12 protein-coding genes are annotated in these 18,241 nt (G+C 70.1%); all 12 read left to right on the plus strand.

Annotated features, from left to right (window positions below; all coding sequences use genetic code 11):
- Positions 1-21 precede the first annotated feature (21 nt).
- The 12 genes from C1931_RS03055 to C1931_RS03110 all read left to right on the plus strand — a co-directional run bounded on the left by C1931_RS03055 (position 22) and on the right by C1931_RS03110 (position 18,241).
- Positions 22-7,524 carry an ESPR-type extended signal peptide-containing protein gene (locus C1931_RS03055; protein WP_108755371.1) on the plus strand — a complete coding sequence of 2,501 codons (7,503 nt, stop codon included), beginning with the start codon at positions 22-24 and terminating at the stop codon, positions 7,522-7,524.
- A gap of 187 nt (positions 7,525-7,711) precedes the next feature.
- Positions 7,712-9,574 carry a S8 family peptidase gene (locus tag C1931_RS03060; RefSeq protein ID WP_108757633.1) on the plus strand — a complete coding sequence of 621 codons (1,863 nt, stop codon included), beginning with the start codon at positions 7,712-7,714 and terminating at the stop codon, positions 9,572-9,574.
- A 150-nt stretch (positions 9,575-9,724) separates the two neighbouring features.
- On the plus strand, positions 9,725-11,446 hold the full coding sequence (gene gspE, locus C1931_RS03065) for a type II secretion system ATPase GspE (protein WP_108752131.1): 1,722 nt from the start codon (positions 9,725-9,727) through the stop codon (positions 11,444-11,446).
- 24 nt (positions 11,447-11,470) lie between these two features.
- Complete coding sequence (locus tag C1931_RS03070; RefSeq protein ID WP_108748471.1) at positions 11,471-12,691, plus strand: type II secretion system F family protein; 1,221 nt, start codon at positions 11,471-11,473, stop codon at positions 12,689-12,691.
- A gap of 49 nt (positions 12,692-12,740) precedes the next feature.
- Complete coding sequence (gene gspG, locus C1931_RS03075) at positions 12,741-13,184, plus strand: type II secretion system major pseudopilin GspG (RefSeq protein WP_108755372.1); 444 nt, start codon at positions 12,741-12,743, stop codon at positions 13,182-13,184.
- 6 nt (positions 13,185-13,190) lie between these two features.
- Positions 13,191-13,685, plus strand: a complete 495-nt coding sequence (locus C1931_RS03080; protein ID WP_108755373.1) for a GspH/FimT family pseudopilin — start codon at positions 13,191-13,193, stop codon at positions 13,683-13,685.
- The gene (locus tag C1931_RS03085; protein WP_108755374.1) at positions 13,682-14,101 is read left to right on the plus strand and encodes a prepilin-type N-terminal cleavage/methylation domain-containing protein; all 420 of its coding nucleotides are present in this window, start codon (positions 13,682-13,684) and stop codon (positions 14,099-14,101) included. Before C1931_RS03080 ends, C1931_RS03085 begins: the two co-directional genes overlap by 4 nt.
- The gene (locus C1931_RS03090; protein ID WP_108755375.1) at positions 14,098-14,733 is read left to right on the plus strand and encodes a type II secretion system protein J; all 636 of its coding nucleotides are present in this window, start codon (positions 14,098-14,100) and stop codon (positions 14,731-14,733) included. The genes C1931_RS03085 and C1931_RS03090 overlap by 4 nt, the downstream gene beginning before the upstream one ends.
- Positions 14,730-15,593, plus strand: a complete 864-nt coding sequence (locus C1931_RS03095) for a general secretion pathway protein GspK (RefSeq protein ID WP_108755376.1) — start codon at positions 14,730-14,732, stop codon at positions 15,591-15,593. Before C1931_RS03090 ends, C1931_RS03095 begins: the two co-directional genes overlap by 4 nt.
- Entirely contained in the window at positions 15,590-16,747 is a 1,158-nt protein-coding gene (locus C1931_RS03100) for a PilN domain-containing protein (protein WP_108755377.1), read from the plus strand. The genes C1931_RS03095 and C1931_RS03100 overlap by 4 nt, the downstream gene beginning before the upstream one ends.
- Entirely contained in the window at positions 16,728-17,444 is a 717-nt protein-coding gene (gene gspM, locus C1931_RS03105) for a type II secretion system protein GspM (protein WP_108757634.1), read from the plus strand. Before C1931_RS03100 ends, gspM begins: the two co-directional genes overlap by 20 nt.
- A complete protein-coding gene (locus C1931_RS03110) occupies positions 17,441-18,241 on the plus strand; it encodes a general secretion pathway protein GspN (RefSeq protein ID WP_108755378.1) in 801 nt (266 codons plus the stop codon). Before gspM ends, C1931_RS03110 begins: the two co-directional genes overlap by 4 nt.

The raw sequence follows: 18,241 nt of genomic DNA on the forward strand, positions 1-18,241 counted from the left end.
GTCCACTCAGGAGCCGTATCGATGAATCGGATTTATCGCAAGGTCTGGAACAAAGCATTGGGTCAGTTGGTCGTTGCCTCGGAACTGGCAACCTCGGACCAGGCCGGTACGGTTGTCGACAAGCGGCAGAAGCAGGGCGGCAGCGCGCCAACGGTGCTTGCCGCGGGCCTGCTGATGGCCCTGGGCTGGACAAGCCTGGCGCAGGCGCAGTCGGTGGAAGTGGGCGGCAACGCCAATTGCGTAACGATCAGCAGCAGCGTGATCGACCAGTGCGTGGTTGATGGCAGCGCCAACGCCAGTGGCCGCAACGCGGTTGCGGTCGGCACCGGCAGCACCGCCAGCGCGGCCAACAGCGTGGCGCTGGGCGCCGGCTCGACGGCCAACCGCGCCAACACGGTGTCGGTCGGCGCCAGCGGCAACGAACGGCAGATCACCAACGTGGCCGCGGGCACGGCGGCCACCGATGCAGTGAATCGCGCGCAGCTGGATGCGCAGGCACAGGCACAGGCGCAGGCCACCCAGGCCGCACTGGCCGCGGCCGCCGCCGAAGGCAGCCGCTACTTCAAGGCCGACGGTGCTGGCGATGACAGCGACGCGGCGCAGATCGACGGCGAGGGCGCATTGGCCGCCGGCGCCGATGCCAGTGCCAGCGGCGACGACACCACTGCGCTGGGCAGCGCCGCGCAGGCCAGCGCCGACAGCGCGACGGCCGTCGGTGCGCAGGCCCAGGCCAGCGGCAGCGGCAGCACCAGCATCGGTGCCGGCAGCATCGCCAGTGGCACCGCAGCGGCCAGCTTCGGCGTCGGCGCCGAAGCCACGGGCGGTTACAGCACTGCGCTGGGCGGCCTGTCCAACGCATCTGCATTCAACGCCACGGCGGTCGGCAATGCCGCCAACGCCACCGGCTCCAGCAGCGTCGCGGTCGGCGGTGATGCACAGGCCAGCGGTGCCAACAGCACCGCCACCGGCCAGGCGAGCATTGCCAGCGGCACCAACAGCGTGGCCGTCGGTGGTGCTCTGTTCGGCCTGCTCGCAACCGAAGCATCGGGCGATTACTCCACCGCCGTCGGTGGCGGCGCGTGGGCACCGGGTACCAACAGCACGGCACTGGGCAATGCCGCCGAAGCGCAGGGCGACAACAGCGTCGCCCTGGGTGCCGATTCCATCGCCGACCGTGACAACACCGTGTCGGTGGGTGGCGCAGGCAACACGCGCCAGATCACCAACGTGGCCGCCGGCACTGAAGGCACCGATGCGGTGAACAAGAACCAGCTGGACGAAGTGGCCGCCGCCGCCGAAGCAACCAGCAAGTATTTCCAGGCCAGCGGCAGCGACGACAGCGACGCCGGCGCACTGGCCGAGGGCGACAGCGCACTGGCTGCCGGTGAAGCAGCCAACGCCATCGGCGATGGCACCACCGCACTGGGCGGCGGCGCACTGGCCATTGCGGCCAACGCGACCGCCGTGGGCTACAACAGCTCGGCCACCGGTGAAAATGCTGCGGCCGTGGGCAGCAACGCGCAGGCCAGCGGCAGCGACAGTGCCGCCCTTGGCAGCGGCGCGGTGGCCAGCGAAGTGAGCAGCACCGCGACCGGTACCGGCGCGCAGGCCACCGGCGTGTACAGCACCGCCAACGGTGCCGAAGCCATCGCCAGTGGCGCGCAGTCGCTGTCCAGCGGCTTCCGCGCCTCGGCTTCGGCCGATGGCACCACCGCGGTAGGTGGTTACAGCGAAGCCAGCGGTCGCCTCGGGTCGGCGCTGGGCTACGGCACCGTGGCCAGCGGCGCCAACAGCACCGCGGCCGGCGTGTTTGCCACCGCCACGGGCGCCGGTTCGGTGGCCGTGGGTGAGGCCAGCGAAGCCAGCGGCGATGAGAGCGTGGCGATCGGCGGCAGCACCTATTTCGGCCTGATTCCGGCGCGCGCCAGCGGCTACGGTGCGGCGGCCTACGGTGCCGGCGCCTGGGCCACGGAAGACTATGCAACGGCCATCGGCTGGAACGCCTGGGCCGATGGTGCGCAGTCCACCGCACTGGGCGCCAGCGCCACCGCCAATGGCAGCAACAGCGTGGCCATCGGTGCGGCCTCGCAGGCCGACCGTGACAACACGGTGGCCGTCGGCGCCGACGGCAACGAACGCCAGATCACCCACGTGGCCGACGGTACCGAAGCCACCGATGCGGTGAACAAGGGCCAGCTGGATGCAGTGGCCAGCGTGGCCGAAAACACCAGCACCTACTTCAAGGCCACCGGCAGCGATGACAGCAGCGCCGGTGCGTTCGCCGATGGCAGCAATGCCACCGCCGCCGGTGAGGCCGCCAATGCCCTGGGCAATGGCACCACTGCACTCGGCAGCGGCGCCACCGCGGTCAACAGCAACGCCACCGCGGTCGGCTTCAACGCATTGGCCAGCGGCCAGAACAGTGCCGCCTTCGGCAACAACGCGCAGGCCGTCGGCCCGGGCAGCGTGGCCGTCGGTGGTGCCGCCGTGGATGAGCAGGGCAACCCGTTGATCACCAACGGCGGCGTGCCGGTGGATACCGGTGCGACCAGCGCCGGCGTGGGCGGCACCGCCGTCGGTGCCAGCGCCGAAGCCGGTGGCTTCGCCTCCAGCGCCTACGGCGTGGGTGCCTATGCCGGCGGTGCGCAGTCGGCGGCGTTCGGCGCCGTGTCCAACGCCATTGGCGACTACTCCACCGCGCTGGGCACCAGCAGCGTGGCCACCGGCACCAGCAGCGTGGCCATCGGTGGCCCGGCCGACCTGATTCCCGGCCTGGGCTTCTTCGTGCAGACCCAGGCCAGCGGCGAAGCCGCCACGGCGGTCGGCGCCGGTGCCATTGCCAGCGGCGACTACGCCACGGCCAACGGCACGCTCACCGAAGCGTCGGGTGCCGAGGCGACGGCGGTGGGCTACTTCGCCTACGCACCGGGCGAGCAGTCCAGCGCGCTGGGCGCACAGACCTGGGCCAGTGGCGCGCAGAGCACGGCGGTCGGCTTCTACGCCACTGCGCGTGGCGCCAACAGCGTGGCCCTGGGCGCGAACTCCGAAGCGGTGCGCGACAACAGCGTGGCCGTGGGCAGCAGCGGCAACGAACGGCAGATCACCAGCGTGGCCGCCGGTACCGAAGCCACCGATGCGGTGAACAAGGCGCAGCTCGACGCGGTGGCCGACACCGCCGATACCACCGCGCACTTCTTCCAGGCGCAGGCCGAAGAGGGCACCGATGCCGGTGCCTATGCCGAGGGCGCAGGTGCGGTCGCGGCCGGTTCGGCCAGCAATGCCATCGGTGCCGGTGCACTGGCGCAGGGTGCCGGTGCCGGCGCGCTGGGCGCCGATGCCGTGGCATTGGGCCGCAACACCTTCGCCGACGGCGATGGCGCGGTGGCCGTGGGTGGCCTGGGCCAGGCCTACGACGAGTACAACCAGCCGCTGCTGGACGACGAAGGCAACCCGGTGCAGGTGGGTACCACCGCGTCGGCCGGCTCCACTGCAGTGGGCAACGCGGCGCAGGCCACTGGGCTGACCAGCAACGCCTTCGGCAGTGGCGCGCAGGCCACCGGTGACAACAGCTTCGCGGCGGGCAGCAAGTCGCGCGCCACCGGCAGCTATGCCGTCGCCATCGGCGACAGCGCGTTTGCCAAGGCCGATGACAGCACCGCCGTGGGTGGCTACAGCACCGCCAGCGAAGCCGGCGCCACGGCGTTCGGTTCCGGCGCCTGGGCTACCGGCAGCAACGCCTCGGCATTCGGCCCGGCCGCATGGGCCAGTGCCAATGGCGCCACCGCCATCGGCTACAACAGCTGGGCCAACGGCACCAGTTCCACGGCGGTCGGCCGCGGTGCTTTCAGCTACGGCGCCAACAGCGTGGCGCTGGGCTTCCAGGCACTGGGCAACAGCATCAACAGCATCGCCATCGGCACCAACACGGTGGCCGGCGGTGAAAGCGCCATCGCATTGGGGGCTGGCAGCACGGCCAGCGGCAGCAATGCGGTCGCGCTGGGTGCCGGGTCGGTCGCTGACCGCGATGGCAGCGTGTCGGTGGGCAGTGCCGGCAACGAACGCCAGGTCACCAACGTGGCCGCCGGTACCCAGGCCACCGATGCGGTGAACAAGTCGCAGCTCGATGCAGTGGCCGCTGCTGGTGAAGCGACCAGCAAGTACTTCCAGGCCAGTGGCAGCGACGACAGCGATGCCGGCGCCTATGTGGAAGGTGACAACGCGCTGGCGGCTGGTGAAGCGGCCAATGCCATCGGTGACGGTGCCAGCGCGCTGGGCGCCGGTGCCAACGCCATCGGCAGCAATGCGCAGGCCATCGGCTTCAACGCCCTGGCCACCGCCGCCAACGCCAGCGCGGTCGGTGCCAATGCACAGGCCACCGGCGAGTACGCCACTGCGCACGGTGCCGAAAGTGAAGCCAGCGGCGAACAGAGTGCCGCCTTCGGTGCGGCCGCCGTGGCCAGTGGTGCCGGCAGCACCGCCAGCGGCGTGCTGTCCGAAGCCAGTGGCGAAGAAGCGGTGGCCGTGGGCTACTTCAGCACCGCCAGCGGCGAGGCATCCACCGCGGTGGGCAGCGAAAGCGTGGCCAGCGGCACCGCCTCGGCGGCGTTCGGCATCGGCGCCGAAGCCACTGGCGGTTACAGCACGGCCATCGGCGGTTATTCCAGCGCATCGGCGTTCAACGCCACCGCACTGGGCAACTTCGCCAACGCCTCCGGTTCCAACAGCGTCGCCCTGGGTGGCGATGCCGAAGCCTCGGGTGCCTACAGCACCGCCACCGGCCAGGGCAGCCTGGCCACCGGCACCAATGCGGTGGCCGTAGGTGGTTCGTTGTTCGGCCTGCTGGCTACCGAAGCATCGGGTGATTACTCCACCGCCGTCGGTGGCGGCGCCTGGGCACCGGGTACCAACAGCACCGCACTGGGCAACGCAGCCGAATCGCAGGGCGCCAACAGCGTCGCCCTGGGTGCCGACTCCATTGCCGACCGTGACAACACGGTGTCGGTGGGTGGTGCGGGCAATACGCGCCAGATCACCAACGTGGCCGCCGGTACCGAGGGCACCGACGCGGTGAACAAGGACCAGCTGGACGCCGTGGCCGCCGCCGCCGAAGCCACCAGCAAGTACTTCCAGGCCAGCGGCAGCGAAGACAGCGATGCCGGTGCCTACGTGGAAGGCGAGAACGCGCTGGCGGCCGGTGAAGCGGCCAACGCGATCGGCGATGGCAGCACTGCCCTGGGCAGTGGCGCCACGGCGGTTGCGGCCAACGCTACTGCGGTCGGCTTCAACAGCCTGGCCACCGGCGGCAATGCGGCCGCGGTCGGCACTAACGCTCAGGCCAGCGGTGAAGACAGTGCCGCCCTGGGCAGTGGCGCGGTCGCCAGTGAAGTGAGCAGCACCGCGACCGGTGCCGGCGCACAGGCCACCGGCGTGTACAGCACCGCCAATGGTGCCGAAGCCATCGCCAGCGGCGCACAGTCGCTGTCCAGCGGCTTCCGCGCCTCGGCCTCGGCCGATGGCACCACCGCCGTGGGTGGCTACAGTGAAGCCAGCGGTCGCCTCGGCTCGGCACTGGGCTACGGCACCCTGGCCAGCGGCGCCAACAGCACTGCGGCCGGCGTGTTCGCCACCGCCAGCGGTGCCGGTTCGGTGGCCGTGGGTAATGCCAGCGAGGCCACCGGCGATGAAAGCGTGGCCATCGGTGGCAGCACCTACTTCGGCCTGATCCCGGCCCGTGCCAGTGGTACCGGCTCGGCCGCGTTCGGCGCCGGTGCCTGGGCCACCGACGACTACGCCACCGCCATCGGCTGGAACGCCTGGGCCGATGCAGCCGACGCCACCGCACTGGGTGCCAACGCCAGCGCCAGTGCAGCCAACAGCGTCGCGCTGGGCAGCGGTTCGCAGGCCACCCGTGCCAACACGGTGTCGGTCGGCACGGCCACCGCGCAGCGGCAGATCACCAACGTCGCCGCCGGTACCGAAGCCAGTGATGCAGTGAACAAGGGCCAGCTGGATGCGGTTGCCGCCACCGCCGATGCGGTCGGCCAGCGCTTCCAGGCCAGCGGCACCGGCACGGCAACGGCGTCGGGTACCGACGCGGTGGCCATCGGCGCCAACGCCACGGCCAGCGGCAGCCGCAGCAATGCGGTCGGCAGCGGTGCCACCGCCATCGGCAACGCCGCACTGGCCCTGGGTGCCAACAGTGGCGTCACCGGCAACAACTCGGTGGCCCTGGGTGCCGGTTCGCGCGCCGTGGAAGCCAACGTGGTGTCGGTCGGTGGTGGCAATGGCACCGCCGGTCCGGCCACCCGCCGCATCGTCAACGTGGCCGATGGCCGCATCGCCGCCGGCAGCACCGATGCGGTCACCGGTTCGCAGTTGAACGTGACCAACCAGCGCGTGGGGGCGGTGGAAACCCGCGTGGGTGATTTCGACTCGCGCATCGCCACCATGGAAACCAGCACGGCCAATGCCGTCGGTTACGACGATGCCAGCCGCGATCGCCTGACCCTGTCCGGCATGGATGGCACCACGATCGACAACGTGGGCGCCGGCAGCATCGCCGCCGGCAGCCGCCAGGCGGTCACCGGTGGCCAGCTGTTCCAGTCGCTCAGCGATGCCGCCAGCTTCCTCGGCGGTGGCGCCAGCGTCGGCCTGCAGGGTGTGTTCGTGGCACCGAACTACGTGATCCAAGGGAGCACCTACAGCAACGTGGGCGACGCACTGGGCGCGCTGGATCGCAAGGTGACCGAGCTCGACCAGCGCACCGCCGGTGGTTCCAGCCGCGCCAGCCGCGCCAGCACCGCCACGGCCAGCCTGCGCAGCGCCAGCACCACCGCGCAGGCGTCGGTGGCCGAACTGTCCACCGCGGCCGAGTCGGATCCGGTGGCATCGCGCACCGACATTCCGGCCAAGCCCAGCGTGGGTGGCACCAGCGCCGCACAGCCGGCTGCCGCCGTCGGTGCGGTCAGCGTGGGTGAGGGCGCAGTCGCCAGTGCGGCCTCGTCCACTGCCATCGGCCAGGGCGCGACGGCCTCGGCCGCCAACGCGGTGGCCCTGGGCCAGGGTTCGATCGCCGATCGTGCCAACACCGTGTCGGTGGGCAGCGAGGGCAACGAACGCCAGGTCACCAACGTGGCCGCCGGTACGGCCGCCACCGATGCGGTGAACAAGAGCCAGCTGGACCGCGGCATCACCACCGCCAACAGCTACACCGACAGCCGCGTGCAGGCCGTCGCCGACAGCTTCGACGTGTTCAAGGGCGAAGTCGATGGACGCCTGCGCCACATGGATCGCCGCATCGACCGCCAGGGCGCGATGAGTGCGGCCATGCTGAACATGGCCACCAGTGCCGCCGGCATCCGCACCCAGAACCGGGTCGGCGTCGGCATCGGTTTCCAGGGCGGCGAATCGGCGATGTCGCTGGGCTACCAGCGTGCGATCAGCGATCGCGCCACGGTCACCCTGGGCGGTGCGTTCAGCAGTGATGACGCCTCGGTCGGCGTCGGTGCCGGCTTCGGCTGGTAAGCGGGAAGCGCGTGCCGGTGGCCACGTGCCACCGGCGCGTCATGCAGTGAAGGCCTGAGGGGGCGAGGCACGGCAACCCTGGTGGGCCAGCCAGGGCAGTCGCAGGGAATGATGGCCGTAGTGAGCTCCGCCCGTGCAATGGGTGGAGAAGGAAAGCTCAACCATGACCTTGAAGAGGATTTCGAACGTGACCAAGAAGCAGAACCTTCGCATCAACGTACTGGCTGCCGCCGTGCTGTCGCTGACGGTCGGCGTCGGTGCCGCCCATGCGATCAATCCGGGCACGCCCAGCGCACCGGCCCGTGTGGCCAGCGCCGACCAGCAGGCCGTGGACGGCATCATCGTCAAGTACCGCACCGGTACCGCCGCCGCCAGTGACCGTTCGAGCAAGCTCACCGTCGTGCAGTCGGCGCTGTCGCGCGCGATTGTCAGCAGCGGCACCAGCAGCCGCGCGCTGTCGCTGTCGCCGCAGGTCGAGCGCAAGCTCGGCACCGGTAGCGATCTGATCCGCCTGAAGTCGCGCCTGGCCGGCGCGGAAATGAAGAAGGTGCTGGCCGAGCTGAACGCCGATCCGTCGGTGCAGTACGCCGTGGCCAACGTGCGCCTGCAGCGTTCGGACCTGCGCGCCAGCAACGCGCAGCCGGCACTGGTGCCCAACGATCCGAACTACACCCAGTACCAGTGGAACTTCTACAACGCCACCAGCGGCGTGAACGCGCCGGCGGCGTGGGATGTCTCGCAGGGCGAAGGCGTGGTCGTGGCTGTGCTCGACACCGGCATCCTGCCGGGCGTGCCGGACTTCGGCGACAACCTGCTGCCGGGCTACGACTTCATCAGCGACAAGGAATCCTCGCGCCGCCCGACCGACGGTCGCGCCCCGGGCGCCACCGACTACGGTGACTGGGTGGAAACGGCCAACGAGTGCTACAACGGCTCGCAGCCGGAAGGCAGCTCCTGGCACGGCACCCACGTGGCCGGCACCATCGCCGAAGTGACCAACAACGGCAGCGCGCTGGCGGGCCTGGCCTACAAGGCCAAGGTGCTGCCGGTGCGCGTGCTCGGCAAGTGCGGCGGCACCCTGGCCGACATCAGCGACGCCATCACCTGGGCCTCCGGTGGCACCGTGGCCGGCATTCCGGCCAACACCACGCCGGCTGAAATCATCAACATGAGCCTGGGCGGCGGTGGCGCGTGCGACGCGGCCTACCAGGATGCAATCAATGGCGCCGTCTCGCGCGGCACCCTGGTGGTGGTGGCGGCCGGCAATGACACCGACAACGCCGCCAACTACCGTCCGTCCAGCTGCGCCAACGTGGTCTCGGTCGGCGCCACCCGCGTCACCGGCGGCATCACCTACTACTCCAACTACGGCGCGGTGGTCGATCTGGCCGCACCGGGTGGCGGCGGCAGCGTGGACGGCAACCCGAACGGCTACATCTGGCAGGTCGGCTCCAGCTCCGACACCACGCCCGATGCCGGTGAGTGGGTGCTGATGGGCAAGGGCGGTACCTCCATGTCCTCGCCGCACGTGGCTGCCGTGGCCGCGCTGGTGCAGAGCGCACTGGCTGCCAATGGCAAGGATCCGCTCAGCCCGGCTGCGCTGGAAACGCTGCTGAAGCAGTCGGCACGTCGCTTCCCGGTCACCATTCCGGCCGCCACCCCGATCGGCACCGGCATCGTCGATGCCAAGGCCGCACTGGATGCCGCGCTGAAGGAACCGTGCACCGAGAACTGCGAACCGGAAGGCATTCCGCTGACCAACAAGGTCGCCGTCAGTGGCGTGGCCGGCGCTGCTGGCAGCGAAACCGTCTACACCTTCCAGGCTGAAGCCGGCAAGCAGCTGAGCGTGCTGACCTATGGCGGCACCGGCAATGTGTCGGTCTACCTGGCGCAGGGCCGCGTGCCCACCGCCACCGACAACGATGCCAAGTCGACCCGCCCGGGCAACACCGAAACCGTGCGCGTGGCCAAGCCGGTTGCCGGCACCTACTACGTGAAGGTGGTGGGCGAGGCGGCATTCGGCGGCGTGACCATCCTGGCCACCCAGTAACGGCCCAGCGGTTGCACATGTTGTCGTAAGTGAATTGGCGGCGCCCGTTACCGGAAGGTGACGGGCGTCGTCTTTTGTTGTCCTGCGCGTGCAGGACGGCGGAAACCCCGGCCAAACTGCTAAAGTCAGGGCGATCGACAGGAGAGTCATGTGAACGCGCTCGCTGCTACCGCCCACGACGACGCCGAAGGCCGCATCCTGGATGCCCTGCTGTCGCGTGGCCGGTTGAAGGATGCTGACCTGGCGCGCGCGCGGCCACTGCATGCCGAAGCCGGCGGCAGCCTGCTGGCGCTGCTGGTGCGGCTGGGCCTGGTCTCCGAACGTGACCAGGCGCAGGCCAGCGCCGACGTGCTCGGTCTGCCGCTGCTGGAAGGCAAGCAGTTGCCCGAGGCCCCGCCGCAGTCGCTGGCCGAAGGGCTGCCGCTGTCGCAGAGGTTCCTCAAGCAGTTCCATGTCTGCCCGTTGGCGCTGGACGAACACGGGGTACGCCTGTGGCTGGCCGATGCGCACGATCCCTACCCGCAGCAGGCCGTGCAGCTGGCGCTGGGCGTACCGGTCACTCCGGTGCTGGGCATGCGCGCGGAAATCGACGATCTGGTTGAACGCTGGTTCGGCCAGGGCCGCAGCGCGATGGGCGCCATCGTGGAAACCGCCGATGGTGAAGGCGGCGCGGTGGACGATATCGAACACCTGCGCGACCTGGCCTCGGAAGCACCGGTCATCCGCCTGGTCAACCTGGTCATCCAGCGGGCGGTGGAACTGCGCGCCTCCGATATCCACGTTGAACCGTTTGAAAGCCGGCTGAAGGTGCGTTACCGCGTGGACGGCGTGCTGGTGGAGGGCGAAAGCCCGCCGGCCAACCTGACCGCGGCGGTGATCAGCCGCATCAAGATCATGGCGCGCTTGAACATCGCCGAGCGCCGCCTGCCGCAGGATGGCCGCATCATGCTGCGCGTGCAGGGCAAGGAACTCGACCTGCGTGTCAGCACCGTTCCCACCGCGCACGGCGAAAGCGTGGTCATGCGCCTGCTCGACCGCGAAACCGTGGTGTTCGACTTCCACCGTCTCGGTTTCACCGATGCCTTCCTGCCGCAGTTCCGCAAGGTGCTGGAACAACCGCACGGCATCCTGCTGGTCACTGGTCCCACTGGGTCGGGCAAGACCACCACGCTGTACACCGCGCTCAGCCAGCTCAATACCGCCGACGTCAAGATCATCACCGTCGAAGACCCGGTCGAATACCAGATCGAAGGCATCAACCAGATCCAGGCCAAGCCGCAGATCGGCCTGGATTTCGCCAACGCGCTGCGCAGCATCGTGCGCCAGGATCCGGACATCATCATGATCGGCGAAATGCGCGATCTGGAAACCGCGCGCATCGCGATCCAGTCGGCGCTGACCGGTCACCTGGTGCTGTCCACCCTGCATACCAACAACGCCGCCGGTGGCATCACCCGCCTGCTCGACATGGGCGTGGAAGACTATCTGCTGACGTCCACCATCAACGGCATCCTGGCCCAGCGCCTGGTGCGCCGCCTGGAGCCCACCCACGCCGAGCGCTACGAGGCCTCGCCGGAGGAAATCGAACGTTTCGAACTGCGCCGCCTGCAGCCGCAGGGCACCATCCATCTGTTCCGACCGAAGCCGTCGGCGCTGGCGCCTACCGGTTACCTGGGGCGAACCACCATCATGGAATTCCTGGTGATGAACGATGCGCTGCGGCGCGCGGTGATGCGCCGCGATGGCATGGGCGAGATCGAACGCATCGCCCGCGAGGCCGGCATGCGCACCATGTACGAAGATGGCCTGGCCAAGGCGTTGAGCGGGCAGACCACCATCGAAGAAGTGCTGCGCGTGACCGAGGAGGGTTGATGCGCGCCGGAGCCTGCTGCTGACATGCCGAACTACCGCTACAAGGCGCTGAACCCGCATGGCGAAGTCTTCGATGGCCAGATGGAAGCGGCCAGCGAAGCCGAGCTGATCGCGCGCCTGCAGGACCAGGGGCATCTGCCCATGGAAACCCGGCTGGCCGATGGCGGCGCCGTGGGCGGCAGCAGCCTGCGTGGCCTGTTCCGGCCGCGGCCGCTGCAGGGCGCGGCGTTGCTGCAGTTCACCCAGCAGCTGGCCACCTTGCTGGCCGCTGGGCAGCCGCTGGATCGCGCACTGTCGATCCTGCTCGGCCTGCCCGAAGACGAGCGCTCGCGCCGGGCGATCACCGACATCCGCGACGTGGTGCGTGGCGGCGCGCCGCTGTCCACGGCACTGGAACGGCAGCACGGTCTGTTCTCGCGCCTGTACGTGAACATGGTGCGTGCCGGCGAAGCCGGTGGCAGCCTGCACGACACGCTGCAGCGCCTGGCCGATTACCTGGAACGCAGCCGCGCGCTGCAGGGCAAGGTGGTCAACGCCCTGGTCTACCCGGCCATCCTGCTGGTGGTGGTGGGCGGTGCGCTGCTGTTCCTGCTGGGCTACGTGGTGCCGCAGTTCGCGCAGATGTACGAAAGCCTGGACGTGGCGTTGCCATGGTTCACCAACATCGTGCTGCAGATCGGCCTGTTCGTGCGCGACTGGTGGATCCTGCTGCTGGTGGTGCCGGCGGTGCTGGTGCTGCTGCTGGAACGCAAGCTGCGCCAGCCCGCGTTCCGCCTGGCACTGGATGGCTGGCTGCTGCAGCGCCGTGGCATCGGCCGCCTGCTGGGCGAACTGGAAACCGCACGCCTGGCGCGTACCCTGGGCACCCTGCTGCGCAACGGCGTGCCGCTGCTGGGCGCGCTGGGCATCGCCCGCAACGTGCTGGGCAACCGCGCGCTGGCCACCGATGTGGACAGCGCCGCAGACGAAGTGAAGAACGGTGCCGGCCTGTCGCTGGCATTGTCGCGCGGCAAGCGCTTCCCGCGCCTGGCCCTGCAGATGATCCAGGTGGGCGAAGAATCCGGCGCGCTGGACACCATGCTGCTGAAGGCGGCCGACACCTTCGAACAGGACAGTGCCCGTCGCATCGATCGCCTGCTGGCGGCCATGGTGCCGGCCATCACCCTGGTGCTGGCCTCGGTGGTCGGCGCGGTGATCGTGGCCGTGCTGGTGCCGCTGTACGACCTGACCAATGCCATCGGTTGATGATGGCCCTTCCCACACTCCCGCTGTTCCGTACCTGAAAGGACCGACCATGATTGCTTCCCGTCGACCGATCCGCCTTTCCTTCACCGGCGCCCGCCACCAGTCGGGCATGAGCCTGCTGGAAATCATCATCGTCATCGTGCTGATCGGCGCGGTGCTGACCCTGGTCGCCAGCCGCGTGCTGGGCGGCGCCGACCGCGGCAAGGCCAACATCGCCAAGGCGCAGGTGCAGACCGTGGCATCGAAGATCGACAACTACCAGCTCGATACCGGCAAGCTGCCGGGCACGCTGGAAGACCTGATCAACGCCCCGGCAGGCACCGGTGGCTGGCTGGGCCCGTACGCCAAGGCGGCCGATCTGAACGACCCGTGGGGGCATGCGCTGGAATACCGCGCACCGGGTGAAGGCCAGCCCTACGATCTGATCAGCCTGGGCAAGGATGGCAAGCAGGGCGGCAGCAGCGTCGATGCCGATATCCGCTACGAGCCGTAAGCCTGCATGATCCGCATCCTGCCGCGCCGGTTGCCCCGCCCGCGCCTGCACGGCAGGCGTGCAGCGGGCCTGTCGCTGCTGGAAATGCTGCTGGTGATCGCGCTGATCGCCGCCATCGGCCTGATCACCGCCGCGGGCCTGTCGCGCGGCTTTGCCGGCATGCAGCTGCGCAGCGCCGGCAAGGACATCGCCAACCAGCTGCGCATGGTGCGCGCCCAGGCCATCGCGCGGGGCGAACCGCAGCGGTTCGTTATCGAACCGGCGCAGCACCGCTGGACCGGCGCCAACCAGCGCCAGGGCACGCTGCCGGAAACGCTGCAGGTGCAGTTCGAAGGCGCCGCTCAGTTGTCCACGGGGCCGGGACAGGGCGTGATCGAGTTCCATCCGGACGGCGGCGCCAGCGGTGGCCGCATCCGCCTGCAGCGCGACAGCGCCGAATGGCGCATCGACGTGGGCTGGCTGACCGGCGAAGTACGTTCCGGCCCGTGGCAGGCGCAATGAAGCGGCGCGCGCGTGGCTTCACCCTGCTGGAAGTGATCGTGGCCTTCGCCCTGCTGGGCCTGGCGCTGACCTTGCTGCTGGGCAGCCTGTCCGGCGGTGCGCGGCAGGTGAAGGACGCCGAGCTGCGCACCCGCGCGGTGCTGCATGCGCAGTCATTGCTGGCCGCCGCCGGGGTTGAAGAGCCGCTGCAGCCAGGGCGCCAGCAGGGCGAGTGGGAGCAGGGGCGCTTCCAGTGGGAGCTGCAGGTGCAGCCCTGGGTGGAGCCGCGCGCGGGCAACGTACCTGTCGCCGATTCCCCCGGCGCGCCCTGGCTGGCCGAACTGCAGTTGCAGGTGCGCTGGGGCGATGGCGCGCGCGAACAATTGCGTTGGCGCAGTCTGCGCCTGCTGCCGCCGGACCTGGAGCGTGCACGGTGAAACGGCAGGCGCGCGGCTTCACCCTGGTGGAAGTGATGCTGGCCACCGTGCTGCTGGCAGGTGGCCTGGCGCTGGCCTTTGCCAGCGTGCGTTCGGCCATGGCGGTCAGCCAACGTGGTGAACAGATCGCCGCCGACAGCGAGCGCATGCGCGCGGTGCAGGGGCTGCTGCGGCGGCAGTTGAGTGCAGCGCTGCGCAGTCCGATGGAAGTACCGGACCCCACCCGCGAGCCGATGTACTTCAGTGGCGATGAAAGCGGCATGCAGTTCGTGGCCGATCTGCCGGGCTACCTGGGCCGCGGCGGCCCCTACCTGCACGCGCTGCAGGTGGAGGGCCAGGCCGGCGAGCGCCGCCTGTTGCTGGGCCTGGTGCTGCTGCAGGAAGGCGAACAGCTGCCGGAAACCCCGCCGCGTGCGCCGGAAGTGCTGGCTGAGCACCTGCGTGATGTGCAGCTGCGCTACCGCGGCGTGGATGCCGCCAGCGGCCAGATGACCGACTGGTTGCCACGCTGGGACGATACCCGCCGCCTGCCGTTGCTGGTGGAAGTGCAGGTGCGACCCGCGCGCGGCCCGGCCTGGCCGCCGCTGGTGGTTGCCCTGCGTGCCGGTGGTGCCGCCGGAGGCATCCGATGAGGACCAGGCGCGGGGCCGCGCTGGTGCTGGTGCTGTGGCTGATCGCACTGATGACCGCGCTGGTGGGCGCATTCGCGCTGACCGCCCGGGTCGAGCACCTGCAGCAGCGGGTGCTGGATGACGACGGGCGCGGCCAGGAACGTGCGCGTGCCGGCCTGGAATATGCGCTGATGCGACTGCGCGCCGATCCGCAGCGCCCGGCCTGGCAGGCCGACGGCCGCACCTACCGGTGGCAGTTCGACGATGCCCGCGTGGATATCCGCGTGGTGGACGAGAACGGCAAGATCAATCTGAATGTCGCCGACGCTGCGCTGCTCACCGCCTTCCTGAAGGCATTGGGCGAAAGTCCCGACGAGGCGCAGCGGCTGGCCGGGGCCATCATCGACTGGCGCGACGAGGACAGCCTGCAGCAGCCCGGCGGTGGCGCCGAAGCGCCCGACTACGCAGCGGCCGGCCTGCCGTATGGCCCGCGCAACAAGCGCTTTGAAACCCTGGGCGAGCTGCAGCGGGTGCTGGGCATGCGCGCGGCGCTGTACCAGGCCATGCTGCCGCACATCACCCTGTACAGCCGCATGGCGCGGCCCGATCCGCGCTTCGCCACCGCCCCGGTGCTGGCGGCGCTGGGGCTGGACGCCGAGCAGGTATTGGCGCAACGGGCCCAGCAGGAGCGTGACGAAGATTCAGGTGCGGGCACGTCAACCCTTGCCAGCGGCAGCGGCACCTATAGTATCGAGTGCCGCGCCATCGACGGCAGTGGACGCCAGTCGGTTCTGAAGGCGGTGGTACGCAACGGCTCGGGCGGAGTGCCCGGCCAGACCTACACAGTGCTTCGCTGGGAGCAGGGAATGGCAGCAAGATGACAGCATGGCAGGACAGCGTGCGGCAGGTGCAGGGCCGGATCGGCCCTGGCGTCGGCCATTTCCTGCGCTGGTGGCGGCAATCGTTGCTGGCCTGGGTGCCGGCACGCTGGCAGTGGGCGCTGGGCTGGTCGCAGGCGCGTCTGCTGCTGCAGCGCGACGGCGACCAGGTGCAGGTCTGGCGTGATGGCAGCGCCGGCCCCGAACGCGTGGTGCGCCTGCCGTGGCCGCTGGCGCCGGCCGATCTGGACCGCGTGCTGGAACCGCGCCTGCGGCGCCTGCCGCGCGTCTGGCTGCTGCCGGTGGCACAGGTCCTGCGCCGCAGCCTGCGCCTGCCCAGCGCCGCCGCCGATCGCCTGCACGCCGTGGTGGGCTATGAAATCGACCGGCAGACACCCTTCGAGGCCAGCCAGGTCAGCTACGACGTGCGCGCCCTGGGCACGGCCGGCGATGGCCTGCTGCAGGTCGAGCTGGTCGCCTGGCCGCTGCGCCAGCTGGACACCTGGCGCAGCCAGGCCGGTGACTGGGCCGATGCCCTGGCCGGCGTGGATGCCATCGACGAACACGGCCACACGCTGCAGGTGAACCTGCTGCCGCCGGCGCAACGCCAGCGCCGCGTGGATCCCAGCCGGCGCTGGAACCTGGTGTTGGCGGCCGCGGCGCTGCTGATGCTGGTGCTGGCTGCACTGCAGTTGCTGGACAACCGGCGCGACGCCGCCGACGCCCTGCGCGAACAGGTCGAGCGCAGCGCCCGCAGTGCCCGCGGCGTGGCCAGTGAACGCAGCCAGCTGCAGGCGCTGATCGACGGCGCCGCCTTCCTGGAAAAGCAGCGCAGCCAGCGTGCCACCACGGTGGAACTGTGGACCGAGCTGACCCGGCGCCTGCCCGACGGCACCTATCTGGAAAAACTGGCGATCGAGAACAACAGCCTGCAGTTGATCGGGCTCAGTGGGCAGGCATCGCAACTGGTCGCGCTGCTGCAGGATGCGCCGCAGTGGCGCAAGGTGAACCTGACCGGCGTGCTGCAGGCCGACGGCGCCAGCAGTGGCCGCGACCGCTTCACCCTGACCGCCGAACTGCAGCCGTTGCCGGCCGCCGCCGCCGCCCCCGCTGCACGCAAGGAGGCGGCCGATGCCGATGCCCAACCCACGCCGTGACCGCTGGCTGGCGCTGGCCCTGCTGCTGGCCGTGCTGGGCGTGGCCTACCTGCTGCTGGTGCACCCCTGGTTCACCCAGCCGCTGCTGGCCATCAACGAAGACGTGGCCGCGCTGCGCGAACGCCAGCAACGCGTGCAGGCGCAGCTGCAGCAGCAGCCGCAGATCGAACAACGCTTGAAGGAAACCCGCCAGGTGCTGGAACAGCGCCCCGGCTTCCTGCGCGAAGCCACCGCCGAAGCGGCTGCCGCCGCGCTGGGCGCACGGCTGCAGGATGCGGTGGCCATGGCCAGCCCCGGCAATCGCAGCTGCACGATCAGCAACCGCACGCCGCTGACCGACAACCGACGCGATGCCGAATTCGTGCGCGTGGCCATGCAGGTGCGGCTGCGCTGTGGCGTGGCCGAGCTGGCCACCGTGCTGCACAGCCTGGAAACCGGCAGCCCGCGTCTGTTCGTGGACAACCTGAACCTGATCGCGCAGCGCTTCCAGCAGTCGGCCAATGAATCCGGCCTGGGCCTGGATGTGTCCTTCGAGCTGGCCGGTTACCTGTTGCCCGGCGCGGCGGCCGACAGCGCGGCACCGGCGGTTGCCAACGCTGCGGGCGTTGCACCGGAAGCGGCCGCTCCGGCTGAGCCGGCTGCGGATGCCGCGGCCGATGCCGCCGCCGATTCCGATGCAGGGGAGGGCGCCGAATGAAACTCGATGCGCTTCCGCTGCGCATGGGGCTGCTGCTGGCCGTGGCCGGCTGGGCAGGCGCGCTGTGGCTGGCCACCGGCTTCGGCCTGGGCAGCCGCCTGCCAGCAGGCCCGGACGATGCCGACCGTGCCGCAGCATTGCCCTCGCTGCCGCCACTGGCGCCCGAACGCATGGCTGCGGCCGACAGTTACAGCGCCATCAGCGAACGCCCGTTGTTCGCCGAAGACCGGCGCCCGCGCCCGTATCTGCTGGGCGGCAGCGAACCGGCCGCCAGCGCGGCCCTGCGCCTGACCGGCGTGCTGCTGACCGACAGTTTCAGCATGGCCACCTTCACCACCGAACAGAACCGCTCACTGCGCCTGCGCCTGAACGGCGAGGCCGTGGACGGCTGGCAGCTGGTCGCGCTGGAACCGCGCCAGGCCACGGTCATCGGCCCGTCGGGCAACCAGGTGCTGGAACTGGCCACCTTCAACGGGCAGGGCGGCGAACCGCCGACCGTGCTGCGCGGGGCCAATGGCGCGGTGCCGCCGGCAGGCGTGGTGGTGCCGCCACCGCCACCCAGCCCGGCCAGCGGCAGCAACAGCAGCGCCCAGCGCCCGGTCGACCTTGCGGCCTCTGCGACTGCCGGTCCGGCGGCGCAGAGCACGCCTGCCCCCAACACCAATGCCAACGGTCCCAGCGAAGCGCAGATGCAGGCCATCCGCGAACGCATCCAGGCCCGTCGCCGTCAGCTGCAGCAGCAACAACAGCAGCAGCAACAACCGTCGCCGCCCACGGGCGATGGCACCAACCGATAG

It is taken from the genome of Stenotrophomonas sp. YAU14A_MKIMI4_1, assembly GCF_003086855.1.
Taxonomy (GTDB): domain Bacteria; phylum Pseudomonadota; class Gammaproteobacteria; order Xanthomonadales; family Xanthomonadaceae; genus Stenotrophomonas.